This window comes from Shewanella woodyi ATCC 51908 (assembly GCF_000019525.1).
Classification (GTDB): Bacteria; Pseudomonadota; Gammaproteobacteria; order Enterobacterales; family Shewanellaceae; genus Shewanella; species Shewanella woodyi.
Genome location: NC_010506.1, coordinates 4260327 through 4284830 on the forward strand (window position 1 = coordinate 4260327; position 24504 = coordinate 4284830).

Annotated in this window: 24 protein-coding genes and 1 pseudogene; 8 read left to right on the plus strand and 17 right to left on the minus strand. The window is 42.3% G+C overall.

What is annotated here, in order from left to right; translation table 11 throughout:
* Window positions 1-170: 170 nt before the first annotated feature.
* From SWOO_RS17965 to SWOO_RS17975, 3 genes are all read left to right on the plus strand, one after another.
* On the plus strand, window positions 171-1565 hold the full coding sequence (locus SWOO_RS17965; protein ID WP_012326084.1) for an endonuclease/exonuclease/phosphatase family protein: 1395 nt from the start codon (window positions 171-173) through the stop codon (window positions 1563-1565).
* Between the two features lie 262 nt (window positions 1566-1827).
* Window positions 1828-2241: an antitoxin Xre-like helix-turn-helix domain-containing protein gene (locus tag SWOO_RS17970; protein ID WP_012326085.1), complete on the plus strand. Its 414-nt coding sequence runs from the start codon at window positions 1828-1830 to the stop codon at window positions 2239-2241.
* A complete protein-coding gene (locus tag SWOO_RS17975; RefSeq protein ID WP_041417766.1) occupies window positions 2232-2921 on the plus strand; it encodes an RES family NAD+ phosphorylase in 690 nt (229 codons plus the stop codon). The genes SWOO_RS17970 and SWOO_RS17975 overlap by 10 nt, the downstream gene beginning before the upstream one ends.
* 105 nt (window positions 2922-3026) lie before the next feature.
* Here the strand turns inward: SWOO_RS17975 and SWOO_RS17980 are convergent, their stop codons facing one another.
* The 8 genes and pseudogenes from SWOO_RS17980 to SWOO_RS18015 all read right to left on the minus strand — a co-directional run bounded on the left by SWOO_RS17980 (window position 3027) and on the right by SWOO_RS18015 (window position 7230).
* On the minus strand, window positions 3027-3590 hold the full coding sequence (locus tag SWOO_RS17980) for a hypothetical protein (protein WP_012326087.1): 564 nt from the start codon (window positions 3588-3590) through the stop codon (window positions 3027-3029).
* A gap of 673 nt (window positions 3591-4263) precedes the next feature.
* Window positions 4264-4515, minus strand: a complete 252-nt coding sequence (locus tag SWOO_RS17990) for a hypothetical protein (RefSeq protein WP_012326089.1) — start codon at window positions 4513-4515, stop codon at window positions 4264-4266.
* A 183-nt stretch (window positions 4516-4698) separates the two neighbouring features.
* Window positions 4699-4900: pseudogene (locus tag SWOO_RS26300) on the minus strand (transposase); the annotation flags it as partial.
* A 61-nt stretch (window positions 4901-4961) separates the two neighbouring features.
* Window positions 4962-5408, minus strand: coding sequence for a DUF4274 domain-containing protein (locus SWOO_RS17995; RefSeq protein ID WP_012326090.1), 447 nt, complete (start codon window positions 5406-5408; stop codon window positions 4962-4964).
* 87 nt (window positions 5409-5495) lie between these two features.
* Window positions 5496-5720 (minus strand): hypothetical protein, encoded by a 225-nt coding sequence (locus tag SWOO_RS18000; protein ID WP_012326091.1) that lies wholly within the window; start codon window positions 5718-5720, stop codon window positions 5496-5498.
* Window positions 5721-5831: 111 nt separating this feature from the next.
* Entirely contained in the window at window positions 5832-6095 is a 264-nt protein-coding gene (locus SWOO_RS18005) for a DUF6966 domain-containing protein (RefSeq protein WP_012326092.1), read from the minus strand.
* A gap of 67 nt (window positions 6096-6162) precedes the next feature.
* On the minus strand, window positions 6163-6471 hold the full coding sequence (locus SWOO_RS18010) for a hypothetical protein (RefSeq protein ID WP_041418255.1): 309 nt from the start codon (window positions 6469-6471) through the stop codon (window positions 6163-6165).
* Window positions 6472-6498: 27 nt separating this feature from the next.
* Complete coding sequence (locus SWOO_RS18015; RefSeq protein WP_041417769.1) at window positions 6499-7230, minus strand: DUF6985 domain-containing protein; 732 nt, start codon at window positions 7228-7230, stop codon at window positions 6499-6501.
* Window positions 7231-7293: 63 nt separating this feature from the next.
* Here SWOO_RS18015 and SWOO_RS18020 point away from each other — a divergent pair, with 63 nt between their 5' ends.
* Window positions 7294-8250 (plus strand): IS110-like element ISShwo3 family transposase, encoded by a 957-nt coding sequence (locus SWOO_RS18020; RefSeq protein WP_012323036.1) that lies wholly within the window; start codon window positions 7294-7296, stop codon window positions 8248-8250.
* A 34-nt stretch (window positions 8251-8284) separates the two neighbouring features.
* Here the strand turns inward: SWOO_RS18020 and SWOO_RS18025 are convergent, their stop codons facing one another.
* The 5 genes from SWOO_RS18025 to SWOO_RS18045 form a co-directional block, all read right to left on the minus strand.
* The gene (locus SWOO_RS18025) at window positions 8285-8587 is read right to left on the minus strand and encodes a hypothetical protein (RefSeq protein WP_012326094.1); all 303 of its coding nucleotides are present in this window, start codon (window positions 8585-8587) and stop codon (window positions 8285-8287) included.
* A gap of 111 nt (window positions 8588-8698) precedes the next feature.
* Complete coding sequence (locus SWOO_RS18030; protein ID WP_012326095.1) at window positions 8699-8881, minus strand: hypothetical protein; 183 nt, start codon at window positions 8879-8881, stop codon at window positions 8699-8701.
* Window positions 8882-9096: 215 nt separating this feature from the next.
* Complete coding sequence (locus SWOO_RS18035; protein ID WP_012326096.1) at window positions 9097-9375, minus strand: hypothetical protein; 279 nt, start codon at window positions 9373-9375, stop codon at window positions 9097-9099.
* Between the two features lie 122 nt (window positions 9376-9497).
* Window positions 9498-9854, minus strand: coding sequence for an Imm8 family immunity protein (locus tag SWOO_RS18040; protein WP_012326097.1), 357 nt, complete (start codon window positions 9852-9854; stop codon window positions 9498-9500).
* 803 nt (window positions 9855-10657) lie between these two features.
* Entirely contained in the window at window positions 10658-11020 is a 363-nt protein-coding gene (locus tag SWOO_RS18045) for a hypothetical protein (protein ID WP_157582203.1), read from the minus strand.
* A 771-nt stretch (window positions 11021-11791) separates the two neighbouring features.
* Between SWOO_RS18045 and SWOO_RS18050 the strand changes: the two genes are divergently transcribed.
* The gene (locus SWOO_RS18050) at window positions 11792-13732 is read left to right on the plus strand and encodes a B12-binding domain-containing radical SAM protein (protein WP_012326101.1); all 1941 of its coding nucleotides are present in this window, start codon (window positions 11792-11794) and stop codon (window positions 13730-13732) included.
* Between the two features lie 565 nt (window positions 13733-14297).
* A complete protein-coding gene (locus SWOO_RS18055) occupies window positions 14298-15368 on the plus strand; it encodes a DUF3083 family protein (RefSeq protein ID WP_012326102.1) in 1071 nt (356 codons plus the stop codon).
* A 54-nt stretch (window positions 15369-15422) separates the two neighbouring features.
* On the opposite strand, the gene SWOO_RS18060 is transcribed toward SWOO_RS18055, so the two are convergent.
* Window positions 15423-16709: a DEAD/DEAH box helicase gene (locus tag SWOO_RS18060; protein ID WP_012326103.1), complete on the minus strand. Its 1287-nt coding sequence runs from the start codon at window positions 16707-16709 to the stop codon at window positions 15423-15425.
* A gap of 59 nt (window positions 16710-16768) precedes the next feature.
* Window positions 16769-19819: an EAL domain-containing protein gene (locus tag SWOO_RS18065; RefSeq protein WP_041417772.1), complete on the minus strand. Its 3051-nt coding sequence runs from the start codon at window positions 19817-19819 to the stop codon at window positions 16769-16771.
* Window positions 19820-20050: 231 nt separating this feature from the next.
* On the opposite strand from SWOO_RS18065, the gene SWOO_RS18070 reads away from it, so the two are divergent.
* Window positions 20051-20803: a substrate-binding periplasmic protein gene (locus SWOO_RS18070; RefSeq protein ID WP_012326105.1), complete on the plus strand. Its 753-nt coding sequence runs from the start codon at window positions 20051-20053 to the stop codon at window positions 20801-20803.
* A 566-nt stretch (window positions 20804-21369) separates the two neighbouring features.
* Window positions 21370-21810, plus strand: a complete 441-nt coding sequence (locus SWOO_RS18075) for a thioesterase family protein (protein ID WP_012326106.1) — start codon at window positions 21370-21372, stop codon at window positions 21808-21810.
* A gap of 44 nt (window positions 21811-21854) precedes the next feature.
* Here the strand turns inward: SWOO_RS18075 and SWOO_RS18080 are convergent, their stop codons facing one another.
* A complete protein-coding gene (locus SWOO_RS18080) occupies window positions 21855-23369 on the minus strand; it encodes a putative bifunctional diguanylate cyclase/phosphodiesterase (RefSeq protein ID WP_012326107.1) in 1515 nt (504 codons plus the stop codon).
* Between the two features lie 72 nt (window positions 23370-23441).
* Window positions 23442-24284 (minus strand): HDOD domain-containing protein, encoded by an 843-nt coding sequence (locus SWOO_RS18085; RefSeq protein WP_012326108.1) that lies wholly within the window; start codon window positions 24282-24284, stop codon window positions 23442-23444.
* Window positions 24285-24504 lie beyond the last annotated feature (220 nt).

Here is a 24504-nt window from a genome sequence, read left to right on the forward strand (position 1 = left end):
CAACAAATCATTAAAGAGTGTAAATTTATGTGTAAAAAGGCCGCAGCTAGTCTCAAAAACTACAGGGTTTCATAGTAAGCAAATGGACACATGTATAGAATCCCATCGAAGCTCAAATATATGAGCTCAACGAATAATTACTATTAATAATAAATATGATGGGTCATAAAATGAAACTACTTAAAACCGCAGCAGCGGCAGCTATTTCGATGGCGTTATTGGCGGGATGCAATGACGAAACCATAATCAACAATCCAGTTGAACCAACACCCGATGCAACTAATGTTCGCTTCGCGACTTATAACCTCTCATTTGATCGTGCAACATTTGAGGATCTTGTCAGTGAGATGCAGATCACCGCTCCTGAGCAGGAAGTGTTAATGCAGGGATGGTTTGATAAAACCTTAACTGATGACGAACTTAAAGTTGCAGAGAAAGTTATCCAGATCCGTAACGTTGCCGCCGTCATTCAAACAGAGCGCCCAGCTGTGTTGATGATGGGCGAGTTTAACAACGACGGTATCGCTGAGAACCAAGATGCAATCAAAGGGTTCCGCCTAAACTATCTTGCCGTACCTCAAAATGCTTTAGGCACAACAGCAGATGACAAGAAGATGCTTGAGCCGATTCAATTCGCCTACTTCGAAAACTTCTCTACCAATACGGGTCTATTAAGCGAATTTGATCTCGACAGAAACGGCAAAGTCGCCCTACCTGGCGATGCATGGGGATTCGGCTTCTACCATGGGCAATACGCCTTTGGCTTACTGTCTCAATACCCAATCGATACCGACAACATCCGTACTTTCCAAAACTTTAAGTGGAAAGATATGCCAGGCGAGACCAACCCAACAATCACTAACTGTGACGATGATAAAAATCCGATCCCAACAGGCATGAAATGTGGCGACGAGTGGTATACGGCTGAAGCTTGGGCCGAAAAACCTCTCTCATCTAAAAACCATGTTGACGCGCCAATCCTGATCCCAACAGCCGATGGCGAAAAAGTAGTGCACCTACTACTGTCACACCCAACACCACCAGTATTTGATACCGTCACTGAAAACAACAAGCTACTAAACCGTGCAGAGATTGCTTTCTGGAATGACTACGTTGCTGGCGCCGACTACATCTATGACGATGCTGGCAATAAAGGTGGTCTAGGTTTAGATGCTTCATTTGTTGTGATGGGAGATCTCAACGCAGATCCTGAAAATGGTGACGGTTTCCTTGATGCTATTCAAGACCTAATGAACCATGATCGCGTCAACACTTTAGCCACTGATGGCGTCTATGCCCCTAACAGCCTAGGCTCTACTGAGTGCGTCGCCCTTGGCGACTGTGGCGACAGCACCTATCCAGACCGTATCACCAGCACCTTCGGTCTACGCGTTGACCATGCTATTCCATCAAACGATCTGAACATCATCGACTCTGGCGTATTCTGGCCAGCAACCTTTGAAGAGGGACGTCTGCTAATGAATGATGAGCGTGTTGGCAAATATGGTAACGGTAAAGATATCTCTTCTGATCACCGTTTAGTTTGGATTGAAGCTAAGCTTTAATCTTAAGCATTAACGATTGCTAGATATACTTAACGAAGGGAGCCAATAGGCTCCCTTTTTTTTAAAATTTTGGCTAGTTTATTAAATAGTTACTAAAACATAATTAGCGCTTGCATTTCCGCTTTAAGCGTATGAGGTAACAGTAAAACCTCAGTGACGATCAGCACCAACAAGAACACCTAGAAAAGCTCAAAGTCCAAAGTTGGACTTTTTTACAATTAAAGTCTATTATTGAACTTAGCCATTGATGAGAGGACCAATCATGTCTAACGCTAATGTTCAACATCAACACATTGATATTCACTCAGCTCACGCCTCTAAAGTAGGCTTCGATGCAGCAGTCACTATCCTTCAACATTGGGGATGTAAAACAGAGGCGATAACGAATATCTTGAGGGTAAATCGCTCCTCATACTTTGCCTACAAATCAGGGAAAAAAGCCTTCATTCTGGATAAAGACCAACTCACTCGAATTAGTTATATTCTCAATATTCACGCAGCTTTGAGACAGTTCTTTACCAACCCAGAAAATATCTATGGCTATATGAGCATGATTAATCATAACCCCTACTTCGAAGGTCGCAAACCACTTGAAATCATCGAAGCAGGTGATTTCGGCGCACTACATGAGGTCTATAACCGAGTGGATCAATTACGCAGTGGTGGATGGGCATAGTGAGTTCAACATTAACGAGTGAAAAGGCCTATCGCCTAGTTAATACCCGATTTCCTGCAATCGACATCTTTGACGACTGTGCCAGTGTTGAAGAGTTTGAAGTGCTGTTTGCCCTTCAGAGCTTAACCAACCCTAGATTGCAAAATGAGGTTGGCGATCTCACCTTGTTGAGTAATGACCAAATTCCATTTGGGATCACAGGATGCTCCTATGCCACCGCCTCTTTTACCCATATAAATAGAGATGGCAGCAGGTTTTCTAATGGCGAGTTTGGTGTCTTATACATGGCTGACACCATGAAAACCGCGATTGCAGAAACCCGTTACCATGTTCAAAAGATGCTCTCTCTTATTGAAGGACTGCATTTTGAAATGATCGTGATGAAAGGGCTATCCTGCACCATAAGTGGCGAGTTAATTGATATTAGAGCTAATACAATTGCACAAATGCAAACAACTGATATTTATCACCATACTGATTACACAGCCTCCCAACATTTAGGGTTTAAATACCGAAAACAAGCAGTGGAAGGACTACACTACACAAGTGTTCGAAACCCTATGTCCAGCTGCTATGCACTGTTTACGCCTAAAAGAGTAGAAGAGATCATCCAGTCAACACATTACGAATATGTATGGGATGGCAAATCTATAGAGGTAAGAGGCATAACAGCAATTTAATTGCCTATCAGTATAATAAACGGCTCTGATAACAAGTTTTAAATCTCTTTTTAGGTTGGTTTATTGGCCATAATTTGTGCTTGGCTAAGCTTATTAGCCAATATGCTAGGCTCCATTTCTTTTGCAAGCTTCACTGACTAACAAACGCACTAACTGATCAATATTCTCACTCATTTCCACCATTTCAATAGCCCAACTGCACCCTGATAGTTCAAAGTGGAGTTTCCACTCCTCCCAAGTGAGTAACTCATTTAATGTAAACGAAGAAAAACCGCCTCTATCGCCATGCCCTCCACCTATGGACTCACCTACAGCAAATACTTTTTCACTAAAAGGGTATAAATATACACAATACACGTGATGTCTTTTATCTTTAGTCGTTGGAGCCTGATTTTTGTAGCAAACCCTAACAGAGTGTCGCGCCAAATCAGGCATGTTTACTGATACAGAGTTTCTATATAAATACTCAGCATCCAGTGTTCCACCAAACTCCCAATCTATAGCAGTCCTATTAAATGTATAGCGCTTCATCAGCAAAGGGTTAGCTAACTCTTCCCATCCATATTCCTTTTTCGGAATTGAAAGATTGAGCAGTCGGTACTCGCCATTACTAAAACCAATAGCTAACTCCCAATCTTCATTTGGTATTACATCGAAAATAGTATTCATAAATCAAGTTTATCCCTAGTCATAATAGCCCTCTACTAAAAATATCAATCTTAAGTTAATAGAAAACCTGAGATACAAAGTACCATAAGTGGAGCCCATTAATTTGTTATGTTCGCTCTCTATTATGACTTCATTACCACACAAATATTTTGAAAATACATAAAATAATGCTGACTGAAATTAATCCAAGCCAACCAAGGATTTGAGTTATCCCTTCAGGCGACTTTGAATTAAGGTGAGGAAATAGAATTGCCCCTAGAGAGATTAATGGTATGTATTCATATAACTGACCAGTTCGAACTGACGTGCCATTAAGCTGTGAAGGAACAAAAAGGTAAACAACAATATATAAAGCCATAAATGCTATCGCAAAGTAAGCTTGCTTCTCAATAAACTCCCCCCGGTTTAAGTGGAAAAAGAAAGCAACTAAAACTAGCGTAGCTCCGATTAATATCATTTAAATATGTCCCTAAAAATTACCATTATCTCAATCGCTCCCTCTAATACATGAATCATTTACTGACGGCCATTTGTTCAGCCAATGGCATGACAATGTTTATGACACTTTACTTCTATTACAAAGCCTTCACGAACCATATTCTCAGAATATTTCCGTATTATCTCAACTGTACGACGATTCGTGATGCTACAAATTTCCATAGTATGTCGTTGCTTATTTAGTGAGGTTTTTCAACTGAGTTAATAGCTCCATTAGCACTTCTTCGCCCATCGTTTTCTCGACAAGTTCATTCATTTCGCCTGCGAGAAACTCTTGCCATGAAACCAATTTACTACCAGAGCTATGTGCATATCGGCCATACGCAGACAATATAGTCTCATCATCCAAAATTGAAGCTAAGTACAATTCTTTATCTGACTCATCAATTTTCCACTCGAATAGCGGTTTTGGTTGTTTATATGCCATTTTGATTCTTCACTTAATACACTTGTATGGATAATAACTAGTAAATTTAGCCAGCCATTATTAATCAATAATATACCAAACTTATATCAAGCCTCTCAACGAACGATTGTGAGCTCGGCACTAAAAGTGAGGTACTTGGCGATACGCTAAGGGAAACCAGCCTAAAACGAACTAAACAGGTACCAAAAGTGCATATGCGGCAACATCTATTACAAATACCTCAGTGAATTTCAATATTTGTGCTTCTATCCAACCAAGGCGTGGTCGTAGTTTTTACCAGTATATTTGTCATCGCAACATAAGAAGGCGCGCCGTACTACACGACTGCAACAGTGATAATAATGGGGTCTTCCAAACTAATGAGGGGTCGTCTTGGCCTTGGTATACAACCTCCTTGTTAAATGCTCAAATCAAGCATAGTTGGAGGTAATAATTTATGCCATTAACTATGGCTGTCTATGTTGTTTGCTTTTTGTACCAACGACTGGTTGATAAAATACATCTGGGAACCCCTGCTTCTTAAACTTATATAACTGTACCTGACTAAAATATTCAGCATGGGACAAACTACCAACCTCGTAATAACCAGCCAGTAATCTTTGACTTATTAATTTAGAAAAATTGAAGTGCTCCTTGTTGTATATATTTACCTCTTCTTCAGACTCATACCAATAATCAGCAGCCGCCAACCAATAAAGCTTTTGTGCTATTGCCACTTCGCAACAAGGATGGTTAGCTACCGCAATAGGGACACCAAATCCGTCATCCCAGTTGTAATGGTCCAATAGCTCATACAGCAAAGCCGATGAATCTAGTGTTTTTACTAAAGAAATCGCTTCATCATGATCTTCTAGCTCATAACAAATCATCTCTATAAATTTGTATTGATTCATGCTGATTTCGGTGCCTAAAGCAGCTGCGCGCTAGCGCGTCCAGCTCGCAGGGGGATGCTGCCTTTACTTGTTATGTGAATGTGCGAGCTAAACAAAATTAAAACATACCTCTTTTATAAGTAATCCAGTTTCTTCTGATATTTTCAGGTCACTATGTGCCTGTATATCTGCCAAAATTCCTTTTGCAGGAAAATGGCCTCGTATGCTTTTCAGCTCGGAAAGCTCATCGAGGATTCTCTTTCGAACTACCGAATTGGAGATGGAACCCTCAGTGATTATTGCTAGTGCTTCAATACCTTCTTCTCTCGTCATTGGCTACTCATGTAACGCCCATCTCAACTGCGTAGCAAGCTGGCGAGTTTTGTATGTTTTTTCACACAAAAGGTGACAGGTTGCAGGCGCTTGTTAACTGTAAATCTGATATTACTTGGACCTGTCTTTACAATGCTGATAAATACACTCTAACAGTTCATGTAATTCAGCATTTGCAGCCGCTTCTTGCTCTGGCTTTATATTGTGACCGTTTGCTGTACAAATATAGATATCATTTATACTCCCCATTCCCCCAAACTTGCTAAGGACAGTACGAGCAGAAGAAGCCGTTCGTACATCGCTCAACTTCATGCCCTTAACACCGTGTTTAGACAGTAGTTTATTGAATGATTGGATTGCTTCGTTTAATTCCATAACTCTCAATTACAGTTAACGCCCCTAAACAGCAAAATTACGCCCTGCTGGCTTGTTAGCTGTGCCATTAATTGGGGACTTCGCCTTGTTCGTAACATTGTTTTAAATAACCTAGGAATTCAGACTCGATTCCCAGCGTTTCAGCTTTATTTATTAGCTCAAGATCATCAGCGATATAAGAACATACCTCATGGTGGTTTGTAGCACTAGACAGCTTAATAAATAGGTCTTTGTTGTCTATGGATACGTTAATCTTACTTACTTTCTGATTCAAGTTTATCCATGCGCTATCAAATGGATCTTCGTCTCTTTGATCTAGCAATTTATCAAGCTCATCAGAGTTGATTGACTCTAAGGTTTCTAGTAGCTTATCCATGATCACCATTTACAGCAAAGCGCCTTGTTAAATGGTAAAAGCAAGATCTTGATGACCAATCTCTTCCACGGTCCAATTGTTGAGTAATATCCCAAGGCCGTGTTCAGGTTCCCACGAACACTCGAACAGTAGTCCGACAGCTTCTTCAGATGGATCAAGTTCGCCAATGCAAATGCCTGTGGGAGTAATCAAACTCTTCAACTGATCGATATGCTCTATTATCGGAGCCATTTTATCAGCACTATCCCCAAATTGAACTCGTAAATCAGGCAATCCTTCTTGATAATACTCGAATAGTTTTTGAAACACCTCCTCTTTCAATTGCTCTTCTTTATGGAGGAGATTTTGTACAATTTGAAGTTGCCACTTTTCTACCTGGCCATTCTCAGATGGTATTTTTAACTCGACTTCTGTTTCTAGTAACGCACTGTAAAGTAGAAGCGTGTAAGTTCCATACTCATCTGGTTTATATTTGCTGAGGTCGATATTCATAATGACATTTAACGCCCGCATAAGGAGCTGATAATACTTGGCTATACTGTGAAGCGAAGCGGAACCGAGCCAAGCGTTAGCAGTCCCTTCACTTAATGCGCTTGTATGGATAATAAACTCACCTAATTTACAAATACTTCCCTGTTTCGGGTAATGTGAGACCCAGGCTTTAGCTGCAACTAAAGCTTTCCTTGTCGTAGTTCGATTGAGCGATGGCTCCTCTATTGAGAGACCGATAACAAGAAAGAACGCGACAAAGGACTCCAAGCAAAACACTCGAATAGTCTACTGGGTCTCGAACCCGCATTTGCAAGCAAGAGTTAGCTTATTATGAATTCAAAAACTAATCAAAACATTAGCGTAGGTGTCGATACTGGCAAGTTTCAGCTCGACATTTATATTCGGCCACTCGATATCTTTTTCACCGTTAAAAACGATGAGAAAGGGATTAAGGATGCGGTAAACAGCATTAAACAATACACACCAAAACGTATTGTTATTGAAGCGACAGGTCGCCTAGAAATGCCATTTATCATGGCCTGTGCTGAAGCCAATCTACCCTTCGTTATCGCCAACCCTATACACATAAAACGTTTTGCTGGCGCGATTGGTCAACGCGCAAAAACAGACAAATTAGACGCTAAACTTATCGCTCATTATGGTGAAGCAATTAAACCTAAGCTATCTACTTTAAAGCCCAGCATCATGCAGGCTATGAGCGATTTGGTTTCAAGGCGTAACCAAATTTTGGCAATGCAAACTATGGAGAAAAACCGCCTTCAAATTCTGCCTAAAGACCTAGCAATGACAATAAAACCTATCTTAACAGCCTTTAAAAATCAGATAGAAAAGATTGAAGCTAAAATCATTAAACTCATCGAGTCATGCCCTGACTATCAAGCCAAAAACATCATTCTACAAAGCATGAAAGGGATAGGTAAAATAGCCGCAGCTTCTATTATTAGTAATCTCCCTGAACTCGGATATATCAATAACAAAGAAGCAAGTTCACTGGTTGGTGTTGCACCAATGAATAAGGAAAGTGGCCGTTTCAAAGGCCAAAGAAAAATTCAAGGAGGAAGGCATCAAGTCAGAACAGTTTTATACATGGCTATGATGTCTGCAATTCAGTCTAACCCAGTTTTCAAACAAACTTATCAGCGATTAGTCGCTGCTGGAAAACCGAAAAAAGTGGCGATAATTGCCTGTATCAGGAAGATGGTTGTAACGTTAAACTCGATGCTAAGAGATGGTGTTATGTGGGAAGCGCCAAAAGCTCAAATTTAGCTATTGACGCCATAGTCTCTTGTTATATGCCGATTTACTCAAATGCTAGTTTGTAAATAGCAAACAACGGTAGTACTACAGCCCAAAGGAATAATATAAAAGGGATAACTACTCCCCAAATTCCTTTAACCTCTGTTGGCTCGGTTTGCTCCCAATCTTGGTCAGTGAATGCAACTACACCAAAGTCACTTTTAAAGCGGTCAGCAACTTCAACGCATTCATTTTCTAATGCGTCATCGATTGCTTGTTTTAAAGCTAGCAAACCTTCTCTGTTTCCTACAATTGAGTCATCCCAAGCTTCATCGTCATATATTTTCACCCATGGCTGACTATTCACTCGATATTCCTTTAGGCATATAACACCCTTTAATGGACAAAATATAGTTGGCTAAAATTAAGCGACGAAGGAGCAAAAGCTAACTACATTTTATCCTTTTTAAACTGCCTGTTAGACATGCTTCAATCTTTTCTCTAACTGTTTGATTAAGCTTTGCCTACCATCATTAAACGGTAAAATTTTTAGTTTTTCTAATTCTTGCTCAAGATCATGACGGGTTCTAACTCTCGAACTGAACTTTTCACGTTCAAATACTCTAGCTTGCGATGCAAGCTTCTCCTGAAGCTTTTCCATTCTTTCGTCTTACTCTTTGGTGGAACTGGAATTTTATAGCCAATATTTTTGAGCTCTCCACCACACTCTGAGCAAATTGCTTCTCCCGCAAATCTCGAAGACTTCCTGTTTGTGATTCTGCAACTAAAGCAGACCCAATTGCGGTTGCTCATCCTGTATGCCTAACACCCGCAGCTGCGGGCGACTTGTAGCGACGAAGGGGCGGAAAGGGGTTCCTACAGCAGAGCATCGAAGACAATCTCCGTGTAATATTCGTGGGACACACCCAATGTGTAGCCACCAAATTCAACCTGGCTACCCTCAGACTTTTCTACCCACAGCCTATCGGCGCTCAGTATTTCACATAGGTTATCGGAAACTCGAACTCCACTAACCTTCAAGCGAACGGTTTCATCAGAAGTAACAAAGGAGAAAGAAACTAGAAACGAATCTCCTTCACGTTTTACGTGAAATTCATCGACGGAAACTCCTTTATATACTTTTCCTAGCTCCATAATCTAATTCTCATTTGGCTCATAACACCCGCATAAATGCGGGGAATACTTGGTTAAAATTAGAGAAGAATGAGCGCCAGCCAAGCTTTAGACGTCATTTTTGATTCGTTTGTTAGAGATACCTAGAACGGAAAGCAGCTCAAACTAGTTGGCCTAATTTGACCGGAAAGTCTTGTTGCAACTTCTGCCCAAGATTTACAGCCATTTGCATGTAAAAGTAATTTAGAAATATGACACTTAATAAGCGTCCAATCAAATTCTTCAAGCACCAATGTTGGTGGCATAAATGAATTTATAGTTCGATTTTCAATTGCCTTTGGAGAGGCGACATAAAATTCAAAAAACACGCTATCGGCTTGATGATTTTCAAAGCACAAGTCTAATTCCATGAGAATATCAAATTCTTCCAAGTCATTTGGGTAACCGGAGGTTGATGGTTCTAATTGATCACTTGATATTCCGAGTAACTCGATATTCATGGTATCTCTAATGCCTCAAACTTCACCAAGTCCTCATACTTTGACTTATTTAATGTTGACTTCACTGCCGCCGACTCGAAATTTGAGCTTGGCATAGTGAGCGTAATTGACTTACCTTGTCCGGCCACTCATAACCCGTCAATGTCTCCAAAAATAGGTCTCCGTACGCTTTAACATGACAAGCACTTTCCATTGATCGCAAAGCTTCCACATGTTGATCTGGATGATCTAACAAAGAGATTTCTGCGAGCAATGAATCTGCATAGCGGCTCATTTTGTTATTTGTCAGATTGCAGGTGCTTGTTATGTGCTACGCCCATTTATCAGCCTTTGTATGTTGCTTGGAGTCGTTTTGGGCTCCAATCTAAACTGACTGGCTTGTTAATTTCTCCCGCTATCCCTTTATCTCGAATAACTGCCTCAATAATGCATCTTACTTTTTTAGGTGTAATACCTTCAAATAAGTTATCACTAGAGACGTCATAATTTCCATTGTGCTCGGCAACAAGTTCAGCGAAATTCAGCCAAGGATCTCTAAATGGAAACTTAGCCTCAATCCAAGGAAATTTTTTGAAGCCATCAACCCAAATTCTAAGAAGGACATTTTGGTCATTTAGAGAAGTAACTCTCCAATTGTATTTCTTATCATCGACAGTGATATGGCGAATTTTCTTTTTCAGAAGAATACCTCCGATGGCACATAACGCTACTACCCTAGCAAAACCATTGTGATATGAACACTTAAGCTAAAGTAACCCCAAAACGCCATGCGTTGAGAGTCCGCCTTAAACGCCTTATTATAATTATTGCTTTCTCTCTTCCACCGAAACGTCCAGCAAATCACAAGAAGACCCAACGGTAATATGATTAATATCATGAACCATTAAATGATATTGACCATCTTTCTCTTCAACTTTACCTTTAACATGAAGTTGCACTATCCCATTGGCGGCCAAATCAGGTAGTTGCCCTTTTAATTGAGGAGTCTCAAACTCTAATATGAAATCGACAGACACAATGCCGCACTTAGACAATAAAAGTTGGTCACCCTTTTGATTCAACATACCCGAATACAAATCATAAAACACTGCATGTGCTTGCCCACTTAGGCCTACCATAGCAACTAGCAAAGCCCCCATTAAATTGAATTTGTATTTCTTTTCCACAAAGCACCTCAAATACATAAAGTTACAGTGACTCGTCCACAACTATAACATTTGTATATACGACTTGCGCGTTTTGCCAAGTTCTCTCGGGAAAGCGTGCACGGGCGTTAACACTATATACCTCATTAATACAACGTATTGAGACGTGAACAGCTAACTTGTATCCAATACACATTCGGACAAAACTTAGTCGCACACTTTCATCTAACTTAATTTATTCCTCTTTATCTTTTCACTCAATAGTAAACCGTGAACTGATTGTGCAAAATTTAGAGATTAACCGTAACAAAGGGGTCGTAGCGAATTAACTAATGGCTCAATCGAAGAGATAATCTTCTTGTAAATCGGCCTGTGTAGATTCGACAGCGAGCTTCCAAAACATGGCCGGAAATGCTCCCTCCATTTCTAGGCATTTTCCACACAGCTCCATAGGGATATGGGAAATGTCTTATGTATGTAAGTAACATTCAAGACCGTGCACGTCACCTGCAGCAAGCAATAAACAGCAATGAAGGTGAGAGCTTCAAATACATCCCACAATACCTTTTAGGCCAGAAGCTAAAATAGAAAATGTATTCGACCTTCATTGGAAGGCTGCTAAATGATGGGTTTTATCTAGCTCATTTGTTAGAATCCCCTTTTATTTTTTGGCAGTAGCCCTAACACAAAGGTTTGCTGTCACGCTCTGTTCCTATTGGCTACTTTTAACGGTTCGTTTTCGCACCGTTCAGTTTTAACAGAGTATTCAGGTTTTACTATTTAAGGCAGGCTATGACCGTTCTTCTAATGACCCCCCCTATGACTCAGCTGAATACGCCCTACCCGGCAACAGCGTATTTAACGGGCTTTTTACGCTCCCAAGGCATAGATGCGGTTCAACGAGACCCTGCAATTGAGCTTTTCCTAGAGATGATGACAGCGCCGGCACTGGAGATTATTCGTCAACATGTTGAAGAAAATTTCGAGCACTTTGAAGATGATGAGTTGCCTGATGCCGTCTTTAACTTTTTAGCTGAATTTGACCGTTATCATCAAACCGTCGAAAGTGCGATTCGCTTTTTACAGGGCAAAGATCCCAGCCTAGCAATGCGTATTAACTCACGTCGATTTTTGCCTGAAGGCCCCGCATTTGACACCATTGCCCAGATGGAAGCGGTATCGGGTGATGTACTGCAAGCCGCCTTTGGTAACCTAGGCGTACAAGACAAAGCCAAATATCTAGCCACCCTGTTTATTAATGATCTCTCCAGCGTTATTACTCAGGGAGTTGATCCCTATTTTGAAGTGAGCCGTTATGGCGAGCAACTAGCGGCAGCAAACCCAAGCTTTGATAATCTTTACGAGACCTTGATAGGTGAGCCAAGTTTCAGCTCGGAGATTTTAGAGCAGCTGGTTGAGCAGTATCTGGAAGAGACACAGCCTAGTGTCGTTGCCTTAACCGTGCCTTTTCCCGGCAATATGCTAGGCGCCCTGCGAATTGCGCAGACCTGTAAGGCTATCAACCCTGAGCTGCCTATTGTTATGGGCGGTGGGTTTATTAATACCGAGCTGCGGGCGCTGAAAGATCCCCGTGTGTTTGAGTTTGTCGATTTTATCTGCCTAGACGACGGCGAACGTCCCTTTTTGACGCTACTTGAGTACTTTCAAGGACAGCGTGAAGTCGATGATTTGGTGCGCACCTATTTCCTTGCTGAAGATGAAAATGGTGAGGCTTACGTACACTTCAATGAAAATTCAGCGCTGCATGATATTCCACAAAGTGATGTAGGCGCGCCGGTTTACGATGGCCTGCCATTAGATGAATACCTATCTTTGTGTGAAATGCTCAACCCGATGCACCGTATATGGAGCGATGGACGCTGGAATAAACTCACCATAGCCCATGGCTGTTACTGGCGTAAATGCAGCTTTTGCGATGTCAGCCTAGATTATATCGATCGTTTCGACGCCGCTGGCGCCGATGTATTGGTGGATAGAATCGAGCAACTCATCGAAGAAACTGGCGAGACAGGTTTCCATTTTGTTGATGAGGCTCTACCGCCAAAGCTTCTATTTACCCTCGCAAAACGTCTCATTGAGCGCAATGTTGTGATCAGCTGGTGGGGCAATATCCGTTTTGAACGAACCTTCAGTCAAGCTCGCTGCCAATTACTGGCAGATTCCGGTTGCATCGCTGTAAGTGGTGGCCTTGAGGTCGCTTCAGATCGCCTATTAAAACTGATGAAAAAAGGTGTCAGTGTTGAGCGAGTCGCCCAAGTCACTAAATCCTTCAGTGACGCAGGTATATTAGTTCACGCCTACTTGATGTATGGCTTTCCAACACAAACCGAGCAGGAGACTGTCGATTCACTGGAGATGGTGCGTCAGATGATGAAGCAAGGTTGTTTCCAATCGGCCTACTGGCACCGTTTTGTGGCCACGGTTCACAGTCCTATAGGCATGAATCCAGAGCAATTTGGCATTACGCTTATCGATCGCCCAGAGATCCTATTTGCAGAAAACGATGTGGACTTTATCGATCCAACAGATACAGATCATGAGATGCTTGGCGAGGGGCTACGTAAAGCCATCTACAACTATATGCACGGCATAGGCTTTGAGCAGCCGATGAGTTTCTGGTTTAACCAGAGTGTTGCTCCCACTGGGATGAAAAAAGATCTCATCTCAAAGGCGATTAACAACCTCATAGCCAGTAATAAAGAGTACCAATAGTATTAACTGAACAATAAGCCACTTATACCCAAACAACTTCAAGGTGCAGGATTCAGCATGTCGAGAAGTGACAGAGTTCAAGGTATGAAATAGTAGGACTAGTTATTCTAATTCAATATTTCATAACACAGAAAAATGTTGCTTCTCGCCGTGCCCTTTGGGAGTTCCCGTAGAATCGCTGCACTGCGTTAGTGATATCAACAAGGGAATAACCATTATCCTCAATCACTGCCTTGTTCAGCTATCCTACGGGAGCTCTGAAACGAGCATCTTGAGGTAGCTTGGGTATATATTCCGAAAGAGAGTGGCTTATTTTAGCCCCTGCGATACTCAAAGGAGAATGAGTCACATCCCCACCAAATAAGATTTAATACTTGTTATCCGGTGTCTGCCCACCTATGGTGTGTCACGGAGATGTTGTCATGTTTTTTAAGAATTAAATCATATTCAAAGCGTAATATATGCCTAGCAGGTAAAAATGTGTTCTATCGCAACATTTCCGACATAATTTATCGCTATCATTCGCACCAAGCTACACATGGTTAACTTATTACAAGGAGTATTTATGTCCCTTAACCATCAGCAAAAAGTGTACATACCTAAAGCTGCTAGAACGAATCAATACATCGCAGCAGAGATTAAAGTAACGGACGCTTTGCTGGCTCATTACCCTGATCTTAAAACATGCTACCAAACCGTTAGCCGCTCTATTTTCAATCTTGCGGATCAAGAAGAGCTTAGCAACATTCATGTGATCACTAACGATAAATTACCCGTTGTGCGCTTCCACACTGAGGCATACTGTTTCCAAACTGCTGAGCAGATAATACTTTTTTATAATCCTGCCTACCATGAAGCGCAAAACCTTATCACTGACGATAATTATCGCGCACGTAAAATCAGGATTGTTTTCTTAGCTACAGGTGACGAAATTCGTAGTAACTCCGCCAGTTTCCATGCAAAGGTGCAATCTTTTCTCACCAAGCTCATGCCACAACTACCAGAAAATGAGCTGACGGTTAAAATCCGCGATCACCAGCACCTCTCTTATGATTTCTTCGCTAAGGCAAAAGGTAACAAGGAAAGCTACGGCTTTAAACTGCGTGCTATAGGTCCTAGATATAAGGCCAGAAATTGCCCGTTACCGGAGGAACACAGTTCACTGAGCTATGTCACCGTAAAGCTGCCTTTAGGGCGTCGACTCAAGCAATCAATATTGCCGGAGCATACTAATGACTTCACGCCACTGTATCAGAAACTAGAAGATGCATTTCTTCATGCCACATCAGCAAAACAGCTAAAGCAAGTAGCGATGGTCGCCAATGGATTAACGCCACTTGTGCGCAATAGTAAGTATGATCAAGTTGATGGGACTGATGAAGTACAGATGATAGGTTTCGATCCTAACCAAGAGGAGCAACAATTTGTTCGTCATTGGGACGGTAGCCAATTAGTCGAAACAGTTAGCTTTACCATAGTGGCTGGCAAAAAAGATTATAAAGATGCTGGATTTGGCCGCTTTATGAATCAGGTCGAAGATGCCCTCAAGAAGTTCACCTCTGAGCTTGAGTTAGATAGATCCCACGAAGATCTTATTGTTCGCTTCCACCAGCATATTAGCTACCAAAATAGCTAATTGCAGCAGATCGAAATATTAAAAATCCTTAGCGGTTTAACACCGCTAAGGTTTTTATCTCTTACTTCTACGACTTGAGTAACTGCTCTTATCGCTTGTGGACTTAGTGCGACGAGTTTGCTCTTTTCTCCCCGCAGGCTTGCCTTTGCGTCTCTCGACACGTTTCTTATTAGGCGCGACCTCAACACTGTCACGATAGCGGGCCGGAAGCGCTGTGCCCTGTTCATAACCAGGCACGACAATACGGGGTAATTTGCGCTCAATTAACGCTTCAATCTCCTCGAGCATCTTCTCATCTGATGGGCAGACAAAAGAGATAGCATGTCCAGTCAAACCTGCACGGCCTGTACGCCCAATACGATGAATATAATCTTGAGCATCAAAAGGCAACTCAATATTGACCACGAGAGGCAGTGCGTGAATGTCAAGTCCTCTGGCAGCAACATCAGTGGCCACCAGCACACGCAGGGCACCGCTTTTAAACTCCTCTAGCGCGCGATTACGTGCCCCTTGAGTTTTATCACCGTGAAAAACAGCACTCTTCAATCCATCGAGCTTTAACTCTTTCTGGATATGCTCTGCACTCTCTTTTGAGCTAGCAAATACCAACACCTGTTGCCAGTTATTGCGGCCAACCAGCTCAGAAAGTAACTCCGCTTTACGGCGCTTATCGACAAGATAAACCTCTTGCTCGACGCTCGATGCCGACTTACTGGTGGCAACATTGATCCATGTCGGATCACAGAGCATCTTCTGTGCTAAGCATTTGACATCATCGCTATAGGTTGCCGAGAAGAAATGGGTCACATGTTGGCGAGCAACCAACCCTTTTACACGCTCGATATCGCGCACAAAGCCCATATCCAACATTCTGTCGGCTTCATCGATCACAAGACTGGTAACACTTGAAAGGTCTAAACCATGTTGGCCGATAAAATCGAACAAACGTCCAGGTGTGGCTACTAAGATATCCACACCAGCATTTAACGCTTTACGCTGTGGGTTCATATTTGCACCACCGTAAACCGCCAAGGTTTTCAGCGAAGTGAACTGGCTATAACGTGAGATATTATCAGCAACCTGAATCGCAAGTTCACGTGTTGGTGTCAGTATCAATCCCCTCAGTGCGCTTCTATCTAAGAATTCATCCAATAGTTTTTGCAACAGTGGCAATGCAAATGCAGCAGTTTTCCCGGTGCCGGTTTCCGCACAAGCCATTAGATCACAGCCAGTTACAGCTACAGGGATCACTTTTGATTGCACTTGTGTTAGCTGCTGATATCCACACACTTCAACGGCGTCAAGAATGAGAGGGGATAGGTCAAATGCTGAAAACTTCATGGGAAGCGTGTCCGGGAAAATAAATGAGGGCGGAGTCTATCAAAAATTGTACTTACTGGCTATGACGATACCTTGGCTAACTCTGATAGACCAACAATATATTTCTCCTCAAACGCCTTGGCAGGGATTGGCTTAGAAAAAAGATAGCCTTGGCCATAATCACAACCCGCTTCCACTAACGTGGCCAATTGGAACTGGGTCTCAACACCTTCGGCTATCACCTTCATTCCCAACTTATGTGCCATAACGATGATCGCTTCACACAAGGTTTGATCGTCTGAATCAGATGCTAAGTTTTGGGTAAAAGATTGATCAATCTTCAGGTAATCAATATCAAACTTTTTCAAATAGGAGAGTGAGGAGTAACCAGTGCCAAAATCATCTAATGAAACCTGAATACCCGCATCTCGATATGCTAGCAGTTTCTCTGATACCCCACTGTCAACATCCAGTAGTAAACCCTCAGTAATCTCGATACAGATCCCATGACTGTCTAGCTTGAGCTCCTTAAGCCGCTTAATCCAGCTCTCGAAACAGCCTCTTTCATCGCGAAACTGAACCGGTGATTTATTAATACTTATCTGTATCTCAACCCCATACTGCTCACGCCAATAAGCACTTTGTTTAGCTGCCTCCTCAAATACCCAATTTCCAATATCGACAATCAACCCCGTCTCCTCTGCTACCGGGATAAACTCACTGGGAGGTATTATTCCCCTTTCAGGGTGATGCCAACGAATAAGCGCCTCAGCTTTTAGCACCTTCATGGTATTCATATCGACAATGGGCTGAAAATAAACCTCAAACTCCTGCTTAGTTATCGCTTTACGGAGATCTCCAATCAGCAACATTCGGTATTTCGCATACTCCTGCATTGAGGGAGTAAAATAGTGGTAACGATTTCTCCCCAAGCCTTTTGCTGCATACATGGCTTGATCCGCATGCTTAAGTAAACTGTCTATTGTTTGGGCATCATCTGGATAAAGGGTTATCCCGATGCTGGCACTAATATACGCAGTTTCGCTGCCGAGGCTAAAAGGCTCCGAGAGTCTGGCTAGAATTTTTTCAGCCACTCTCTCAACTCCTTTATGATCCGCAATCGAAGAGAGCACAACAGTAAACTCATCTCCCCCTAATCGAGCCACCACATCAGACTCACGAATACAGCCCTTCAACCGTTTTGCCGTTTCAACCAGCAGCAGATCACCGATATCATGACCCAAGGCGTCGTTAACTTCTTTGAAAAAATCCAAGTCTAAAAACATCAGAGCAAAATGCTGCTTGCTACGGTCAGACTTAAGTAGCTCAGTGCCTAAATATTCCAGCAACATCCGCCGATTAGGTAAACTTGTTAAGGGGTCATAGTTGGCCTGTTTCCAGATAATGTGCTCAGCTTGTTTCTTCTCCGTTATATCGGAAAAGAGCGCCACCCGCCGATAGACCTCACCTCGATTATCCAATATGGTATTGATGGTTAACCTAACAATGTGCTCAGAGCCCCTTTTGTGCTTAAGCCAAATTTCTCCATTCCACCGTCCGGTTTCTTCAATGGTACTTCTCATCTGCACAAAGGTTTTCTTACTCGAACTATCACACTGCAAGATACTGATGTGCTGATTAATTATCTCATCTTCCCTATAACCTGTTATCTCAGTAAAGGCAGAGTTTATGGTAATGATATTCCCCTCTTTATCCTGAACACTCATCGCCTCACTGGAGTTGTTATACACAGAAGCTGCCAGATTAAGAGACTCCTCCCCCCTTTTTCGTGCGGTAATATCCATATGAGTACCACACATGCGAACAGGTGAGCCTTGCTCATCTTTACTGACCACTTTGCCGCTATCTTGGATCCAGATGGTCTCCCCAGAGAAAGTATTTAACCGATATTCAATACTATGGTGAGAGGTCTCTCCCTTAAGGTGAGCATCAATAGAGTGCAATACATCGACTCTATCAGAGCGGTGAATGGCATTGATCCATACCCTCTCATCTCGATTTAACTCTTCGACACTGCAGCCAAGTAGACTTGCACAGCGGGTATTACGCTCTACTTTGTTAGATTTGATATCCCAATCCCATAAACCAAGTTCGCTACTATCTAAGACTAAAGCTAACTGCTCTTGGCTTGCACACATGGCTGACTCAGCGAGTTTCTGTGAAGTAATATCCAACAAACCTGAGATAACGAGTAGAACCTTGTTATTCTTTCTTTGGCAAGCGACAGTTAAGTGGGTATAAACAATTGAGTTATCTTTAGCCACAAATCGCATATCCATCTCATATTCATCAATCTCCCCTTTGAGCATTCTATCGAACTGATTTAAGCCCGTTTGAAGATCCTCAAAATAGGTCATATCACTCCACTTCATTGCCAATAGCTCTTTTTCACTGTATTTGAGCATCTGACACACCCGTGGATTAACTTTGATCCAGTGTTGATCCACCGATGAAATTGCAATACCAATATTGCCAATGTTGAATTGAGAGCGAAAAATGAGGTCATCTTGAAGCTGAATATTGGCATCTCGCTCCATTTCCAGCCGCCTAGCGAGTAGTGAACTAAGCAGTAAAAAAGCAACGGGGTAGATAATTAAAGTCGGAAAAGCAACGCTATTTAACGTATTCACAGCCATCTCAAAGGGTAGAATAAACAACCATAGCAGAGTAATACATTGCAGGATCATGCCGAATGAGTAGAACTGAATATTAGAGATATCAACAACCGCTCTATGACAATAGTAACGCCACAAGCAGCCCAATAATCCAGCTGAAACCATCATACCAATCTCAAACCAAACCCCAACTCCCCCCTCATAAAAACTAAAAATGGAAGCTAAGAACACGGCAATAAGCGTAGGTAATCCACCAAAAAAAACGCCGGAGATCCCCAGTATAACTGAGCGAGCATCGAAATACTGACCTTGAGAATACTCCCATGATGCCATCACGCTGGTCATGGTTATGCCACCTATGATGGCTCCTACACTGAGTTGCCAGAGAAAAAGATACTCATCTCGCTGCTTTCTAGGCACCGCATCATAGATAAATACCATGGCTAACAAAAGCGCAGTATTTTGCACTAAAGTAAAGATCACATCTGGCTCCATAAGCCTAACGGTTCTCAATAGTAAATATGAAGTATCAAGTCTTTAGTTTAGCAGAGATGTTACTGTACAATTTTCAGATGCAAGGTCATCAGCTCTCCCTTATTCAAAAGTAAAAGGGAAAAAACTGTAAATATGAGTGAAATATGCAAATAATAGTCAGCTTTTGTTTAAAACTCATTTATGATTGCCACTTGAGTCATAGGGACGCTCACTTCACTTAAAGGGATTTAAATGCTTCACACTAGATTGACACTCTTATTCATTACATCCTTACTTTGTAGTTTTGCCACGGCTGACGAAAGTTTAAAAACAGTAAAACTCGCCGCTGAAGATAATTGGGCCCCCTTTGCTAAGGCGTCAGGCACAGGTGTGTCTCACTCACTTATTAACCAGGCATTCTCTACCGTCGGGGTTGAAGTTGATAGTATCGTGGTTCCCTATTCAAGGGCTGTTGTGATGGCGAAAGAGGGGTTAGTCGATGGGGTATTTAACTTAGTCAAAGAACAGAGCACTGAATCAGAGTTTATCTTTGGGAAACAGCCGCTCTTCTCAGCCACAGCCTCCTTCTACCACAAGGTATCGACACCAGTTAAAGCAAAAGATAAATGGCAGCTGCCACCCAATACAAAAGTAGGGATCATTCGTGGCTATGAGTACGGGGACGAGCTAAAACAACTTCCTAATATCAGACTAATCACCCTTTCTAACCATAACCAGCTCATCAACCTACTGCTGCTCGATAGAATCGATGTCGCCATTATGTATGATCTGGTTGCCAAGCAATATATTAGCCAGATGGGCGTCTCACAAGAGATAGAGCAGATATTTACGAATCATACAGGTCAGGTCTATCTGGCATTTTCAAAACTCAATCCCCACGCATCTAAATTAGCCGAACTGTTAGATAGAGGACTGACAACTCTAAAGGATGACGGCAGTTATCAAGAGATAATGGCATCGGCTGGCTCACCTGCCAGAAATTAAACCTAGACGATATATAATTAAACTTGGACTCTATATATACCCAAACAACTTCAAGATGCAGAATTCAGCATGTCGAGAAGTGACAGAGTTCAAGGTCGTTAACTGCTCCTGCATTAACGGCATTCCCGCCATCCATGGCGGTCTTCATGAAATAGTAGGACTAGTTATTCTCGGCTCTGGCATCCTCGGTAACTGCTCCTGCGTTACTCTACCTCCTGAATCCATTCAGTCGTGCTTCGCCCTACCTTCTGCATCTGACTTCCATGGAAAGGAAGAAATGTCTTATTTTGTATGGAACAAAATAGACCATGCAGTCGTAATTCAATATTTCATAACACAGAAAAATGTTGCTTCTCGCCGTGCCCTACGGGAGTTCCCGTAGAATCGCTGCACTGCTTTAGTGATTTCAACAAGGGAATAACCATTATCCTCAATCACTGCCTTGTTCAGCTATCCTATGGGGGCTCTGAAACGAGCACCTTGAGGTAGCTTGGGTATAGAGGTATAACCTCTGATTAGAAAGCTTATGTTAGACTAACGCCAATTTTTCCTGATCCCGTGGCACCATGCAGAATAAGAAAGCGCTGAATTACAGCCAAACCTTCCACTTTCCGATCCAGATCTATTATGAAGACACCGACTTCTCCGGTGTTGTATACCACCCCAACTTTCTCAAATATTTTGAGCGAGCAAGAGAGCATGTTATTGGTGCAGACATTCTCGCCTCTCTTTGGCAGGAGCAAGGGTTAGGCTTTGCGGTTTACCGCAGTGATATGTTGTGTCATGACGGCGTTGAATTTGCAGATATCATAGAGGTAAAAACTCAGTTCTGCTTTGAGAGCAAGTACAGAACTATTTGGAAACAGGAGATATGGCGTCCTAATGCCAGCAAACCAGCTGTGACAGCCAATATTGAGATGGTGTGCATGAACAAGGCGCGCCAATTAGCACCGATGACACCTGAGCTACTTGCCTTGCTAAAGCAGTCTTTCGACTCGGCTCTGTAATAGCAAAGGGGAGCTTGCCTCCCCTATTTTTTAGTAATAAGAGGTTACTTCCTTAGTTGCAATTGCTGCCAGTTCACTTCGAGCTCTAACGCGCTCATCGGTTTTGCAAATAGATCGCCTTGGATTTTATCCACTCCCATCTCCACCAGCAGTGATTTAACCTCTTCGGTCTCAACCCCTTCAACTGTGACCTTAAAATCTAGCCCCTTGGCTAGCTCTATGCTCGACTTCATAATGTGTTTAGCATGTTTATCACTCATCAGTTCATCGATAAATGCCTTATCTATCTTCACTTCATCAACAGGAAAATACTTAAGGTAAGCAAGCGAGGAGTGACCCGTACCAAAATCATCAATGGCGACATCGACACCAATTGCTTTCAACTTTTCAATGGTTTCAACTGCCATCTCCATATCGTCCATCAACTTACTTTCGGTTATCTCAATGGAGAGCAATTTGGTCTCTAAACCATACTTGTCGAATTTCATCTGAATATCGTCACATAAGGTACTGCTGATAATATCTTTTGAGGAGAGATTTACCGCAACTTGCAATAACAACCCCGATTGGTGCCACTTATATTGCTGGGAGATCACTTGATCCAGCGCCCACTCACTGACTAATCCAATCATCCCTGCGTACTCGGCAAGGGGGATAAACTCAGCAGGAGAGACCATACCTAAATCCTCATGCTCCCAACGTATTAAGGCCTCAACCTGACTAAATCCGCCATTTAATACATCTAACTTTGGCTGATACACCATATACAACTCACCTCTGGCTAATGCCTTAGGGAGTCGATTGATGATCCCAAGTTGACGCTGCTGGCTAAGATCGTCTCCCTCTGAATAGCTGGCAAAAAGTTGCTTATCCTCCTTAGCCTTAATCAATGCGAGATCGAGCCGCCTCAAAAGTTGACTCACATAGGTATGGTGCTGAGCTAGATCCAGATAGCCCATCTGGATCTGAACTGTGATCGGAATATCCTGAATGTTAAACGGCATCTGAAGCTTCTCACGAATAGCTAGCAGTTTTGCTTCATCTTGCGCTTGCTCGAAATAGAGAAGAAACTCATCTTCATTCATACGTGCAAGAAATGAGACATTATTTCCCTCTCCCTGCAATCGTTCAGATAAGATCTGCAGCAACTTATCGCCAACGGAGAAACCGAAGAGATCGTTAACAAATCTAAACTGATAAATATCGATAAGTACTAAGGTGCCCTGAGTGATAGGCATCAAGGTAAGAAAACGGGACTTTAATCCTAAGCGGTTGGCAAGCCCTGTCAGCTTGTCCTTATCATTAGGGACCGGCAAGCCATTGATAAATTGACGCCATGCACAATAAAGGGAAAGGTATTTCTTGGGAACATCGAGTTGTGTCAGCTGTTCAGGGGGAATATCACCTAAATTTAACGCCCCCTCTTTGCTCTTAAGTAGTTCTATCTGCTGTAGCAGAGCATGAATAAATTTTGCTTCACCCCGTCTATGCCGGTACCAGAAAATGATACCAGCGATACAGACAATCAGTAAAAGAACTAAATACCAGCCAATGTCCACGTAAGTAATGCACACCCTATAAAAGGAACGATGCTAAAGTTCAGCTTACCCCAATATTGACCAAGACAACAACTATTCATAACTCGATTTTATAGAGTGATATTTTTCCAGAAACTCGTCACTGGCTAACTCCTCAGCCGAAACGGGCAGACCACGTTTAGCATACAGATCTAATCGTTCCTCAAGCTCAATACCAGCCCTTAACTCTCCAGTGTAAAAAGCGGCGGCCCTAACAAAATCAAGATAACCCACGTTATCAGGTAGATAAGATAGGTCTGACCATCTCTCAACCACCTCTGTCACTTCCGGTGCAAACTCCCAACTCTTCAATACGGCGCGACCTATTGGCCCCTGCATCTTTCTCACTAACGCTCTTAGCTGCTCTATACTAGTAAACATATCGGGATGGGCTTCTGCTTCTTTAAGCACAGGCAGAGCACCTATGTTATGCACTAAACAGGCTAAAGTCAGCGTATCAAAACTGAGTCCACATCCCTTATGGGTTTTATTATAGATTTGCAGCATAGAGCAAGCCGCAGAGGTCACATCGATTGAGCTTCCCCACACTTCATCCATCACCTCCCAGACCATCTCATTGGTTGAAATAAAGAGCTGCTCCATCGCCGCAGAAGTCGCGATGGATTTTATCTGAGTTAAGCCAATTCGAGTGACCGCACAGTTTACATTTTCAGCTTTAATTCCCCTGCTATAAAGTGCACTGTTAGCCACCTTAATCATACGCGCCGATATCGCGGCGTCTTGTCCGATAATTTCAGCAACCTGCTTTGGACTTGAATCCGGTCTGGATACGACCTCTTGAACCCTCATCGCAACCTCTGGAAGCGTTGGCAACACTAATGCATCTGCTTTCAACTTTTTTAAAAGGCCGACCAACAATTGATGTTCAGTTGACATTTTTCATCCCCATTTTGAATCTCAAATAATTTCTCTCTAAAAAAGAAGGCGACCAAACCCGCAGACTTGTTAAGCCATAATATAATAAGCACCATTTAAGTTAACGGCTTGTTTAGATTCTAGCTAACTTTAGGATTTTTAGGGAGTAAAAATCATTCTTTCATTAAAATTTTCATCCCCCTCCTCTTGGTAAAAACTTGATATAATAAGGGGTGTGGAA

Coding starts and splice junctions, on each gene's coding strand:
- SWOO_RS18035 (WP_012326096.1), bottom strand. CDS start 9,375: ATGGAGCTAGGAAAAGTATATAAAGGAGTTTCCGTCGATGAATTTCAC.
- SWOO_RS17970 (WP_012326085.1), top strand. CDS start 1,828: ATGTCTAACGCTAATGTTCAACATCAACACATTGATATTCACTCAGCT.
- SWOO_RS18065 (WP_041417772.1), bottom strand. CDS start 19,819: ATGGAGCCAGATGTGATCTTTACTTTAGTGCAAAATACTGCGCTTTTG.
- SWOO_RS18000 (WP_012326091.1), bottom strand. CDS start 5,720: ATGACGAGAGAAGAAGGTATTGAAGCACTAGCAATAATCACTGAGGGT.
- SWOO_RS18085 (WP_012326108.1), bottom strand. CDS start 24,284: ATGTCAACTGAACATCAATTGTTGGTCGGCCTTTTAAAAAAGTTGAAA.
- SWOO_RS18040 (WP_012326097.1), bottom strand. CDS start 9,854: ATGAATATCGAGTTACTCGGAATATCAAGTGATCAATTAGAACCATCA.
- SWOO_RS18010 (WP_041418255.1), bottom strand. CDS start 6,471: ATGGATAAGCTACTAGAAACCTTAGAGTCAATCAACTCTGATGAGCTT.
- SWOO_RS18070 (WP_012326105.1), top strand. CDS start 20,051: ATGCTTCACACTAGATTGACACTCTTATTCATTACATCCTTACTTTGT.
- SWOO_RS17995 (WP_012326090.1), bottom strand. CDS start 5,408: ATGAATCAATACAAATTTATAGAGATGATTTGTTATGAGCTAGAAGAT.
- SWOO_RS18030 (WP_012326095.1), bottom strand. CDS start 8,881: ATGGAAAAGCTTCAGGAGAAGCTTGCATCGCAAGCTAGAGTATTTGAA.
- SWOO_RS18075 (WP_012326106.1), top strand. CDS start 21,370: ATGCAGAATAAGAAAGCGCTGAATTACAGCCAAACCTTCCACTTTCCG.
- SWOO_RS18060 (WP_012326103.1), bottom strand. CDS start 16,709: ATGAAGTTTTCAGCATTTGACCTATCCCCTCTCATTCTTGACGCCGTT.
- SWOO_RS17965 (WP_012326084.1), top strand. CDS start 171: ATGAAACTACTTAAAACCGCAGCAGCGGCAGCTATTTCGATGGCGTTA.
- SWOO_RS17980 (WP_012326087.1), bottom strand. CDS start 3,590: ATGAATACTATTTTCGATGTAATACCAAATGAAGATTGGGAGTTAGCT.
- SWOO_RS17990 (WP_012326089.1), bottom strand. CDS start 4,515: ATGGCATATAAACAACCAAAACCGCTATTCGAGTGGAAAATTGATGAG.
- SWOO_RS18005 (WP_012326092.1), bottom strand. CDS start 6,095: ATGGAATTAAACGAAGCAATCCAATCATTCAATAAACTACTGTCTAAA.
- SWOO_RS18020 (WP_012323036.1), top strand. CDS start 7,294: ATGAATTCAAAAACTAATCAAAACATTAGCGTAGGTGTCGATACTGGC.
- SWOO_RS18055 (WP_012326102.1), top strand. CDS start 14,298: ATGTCCCTTAACCATCAGCAAAAAGTGTACATACCTAAAGCTGCTAGA.
- SWOO_RS18050 (WP_012326101.1), top strand. CDS start 11,792: ATGACCGTTCTTCTAATGACCCCCCCTATGACTCAGCTGAATACGCCC.
- SWOO_RS17975 (WP_041417766.1), top strand. CDS start 2,232: ATGGGCATAGTGAGTTCAACATTAACGAGTGAAAAGGCCTATCGCCTA.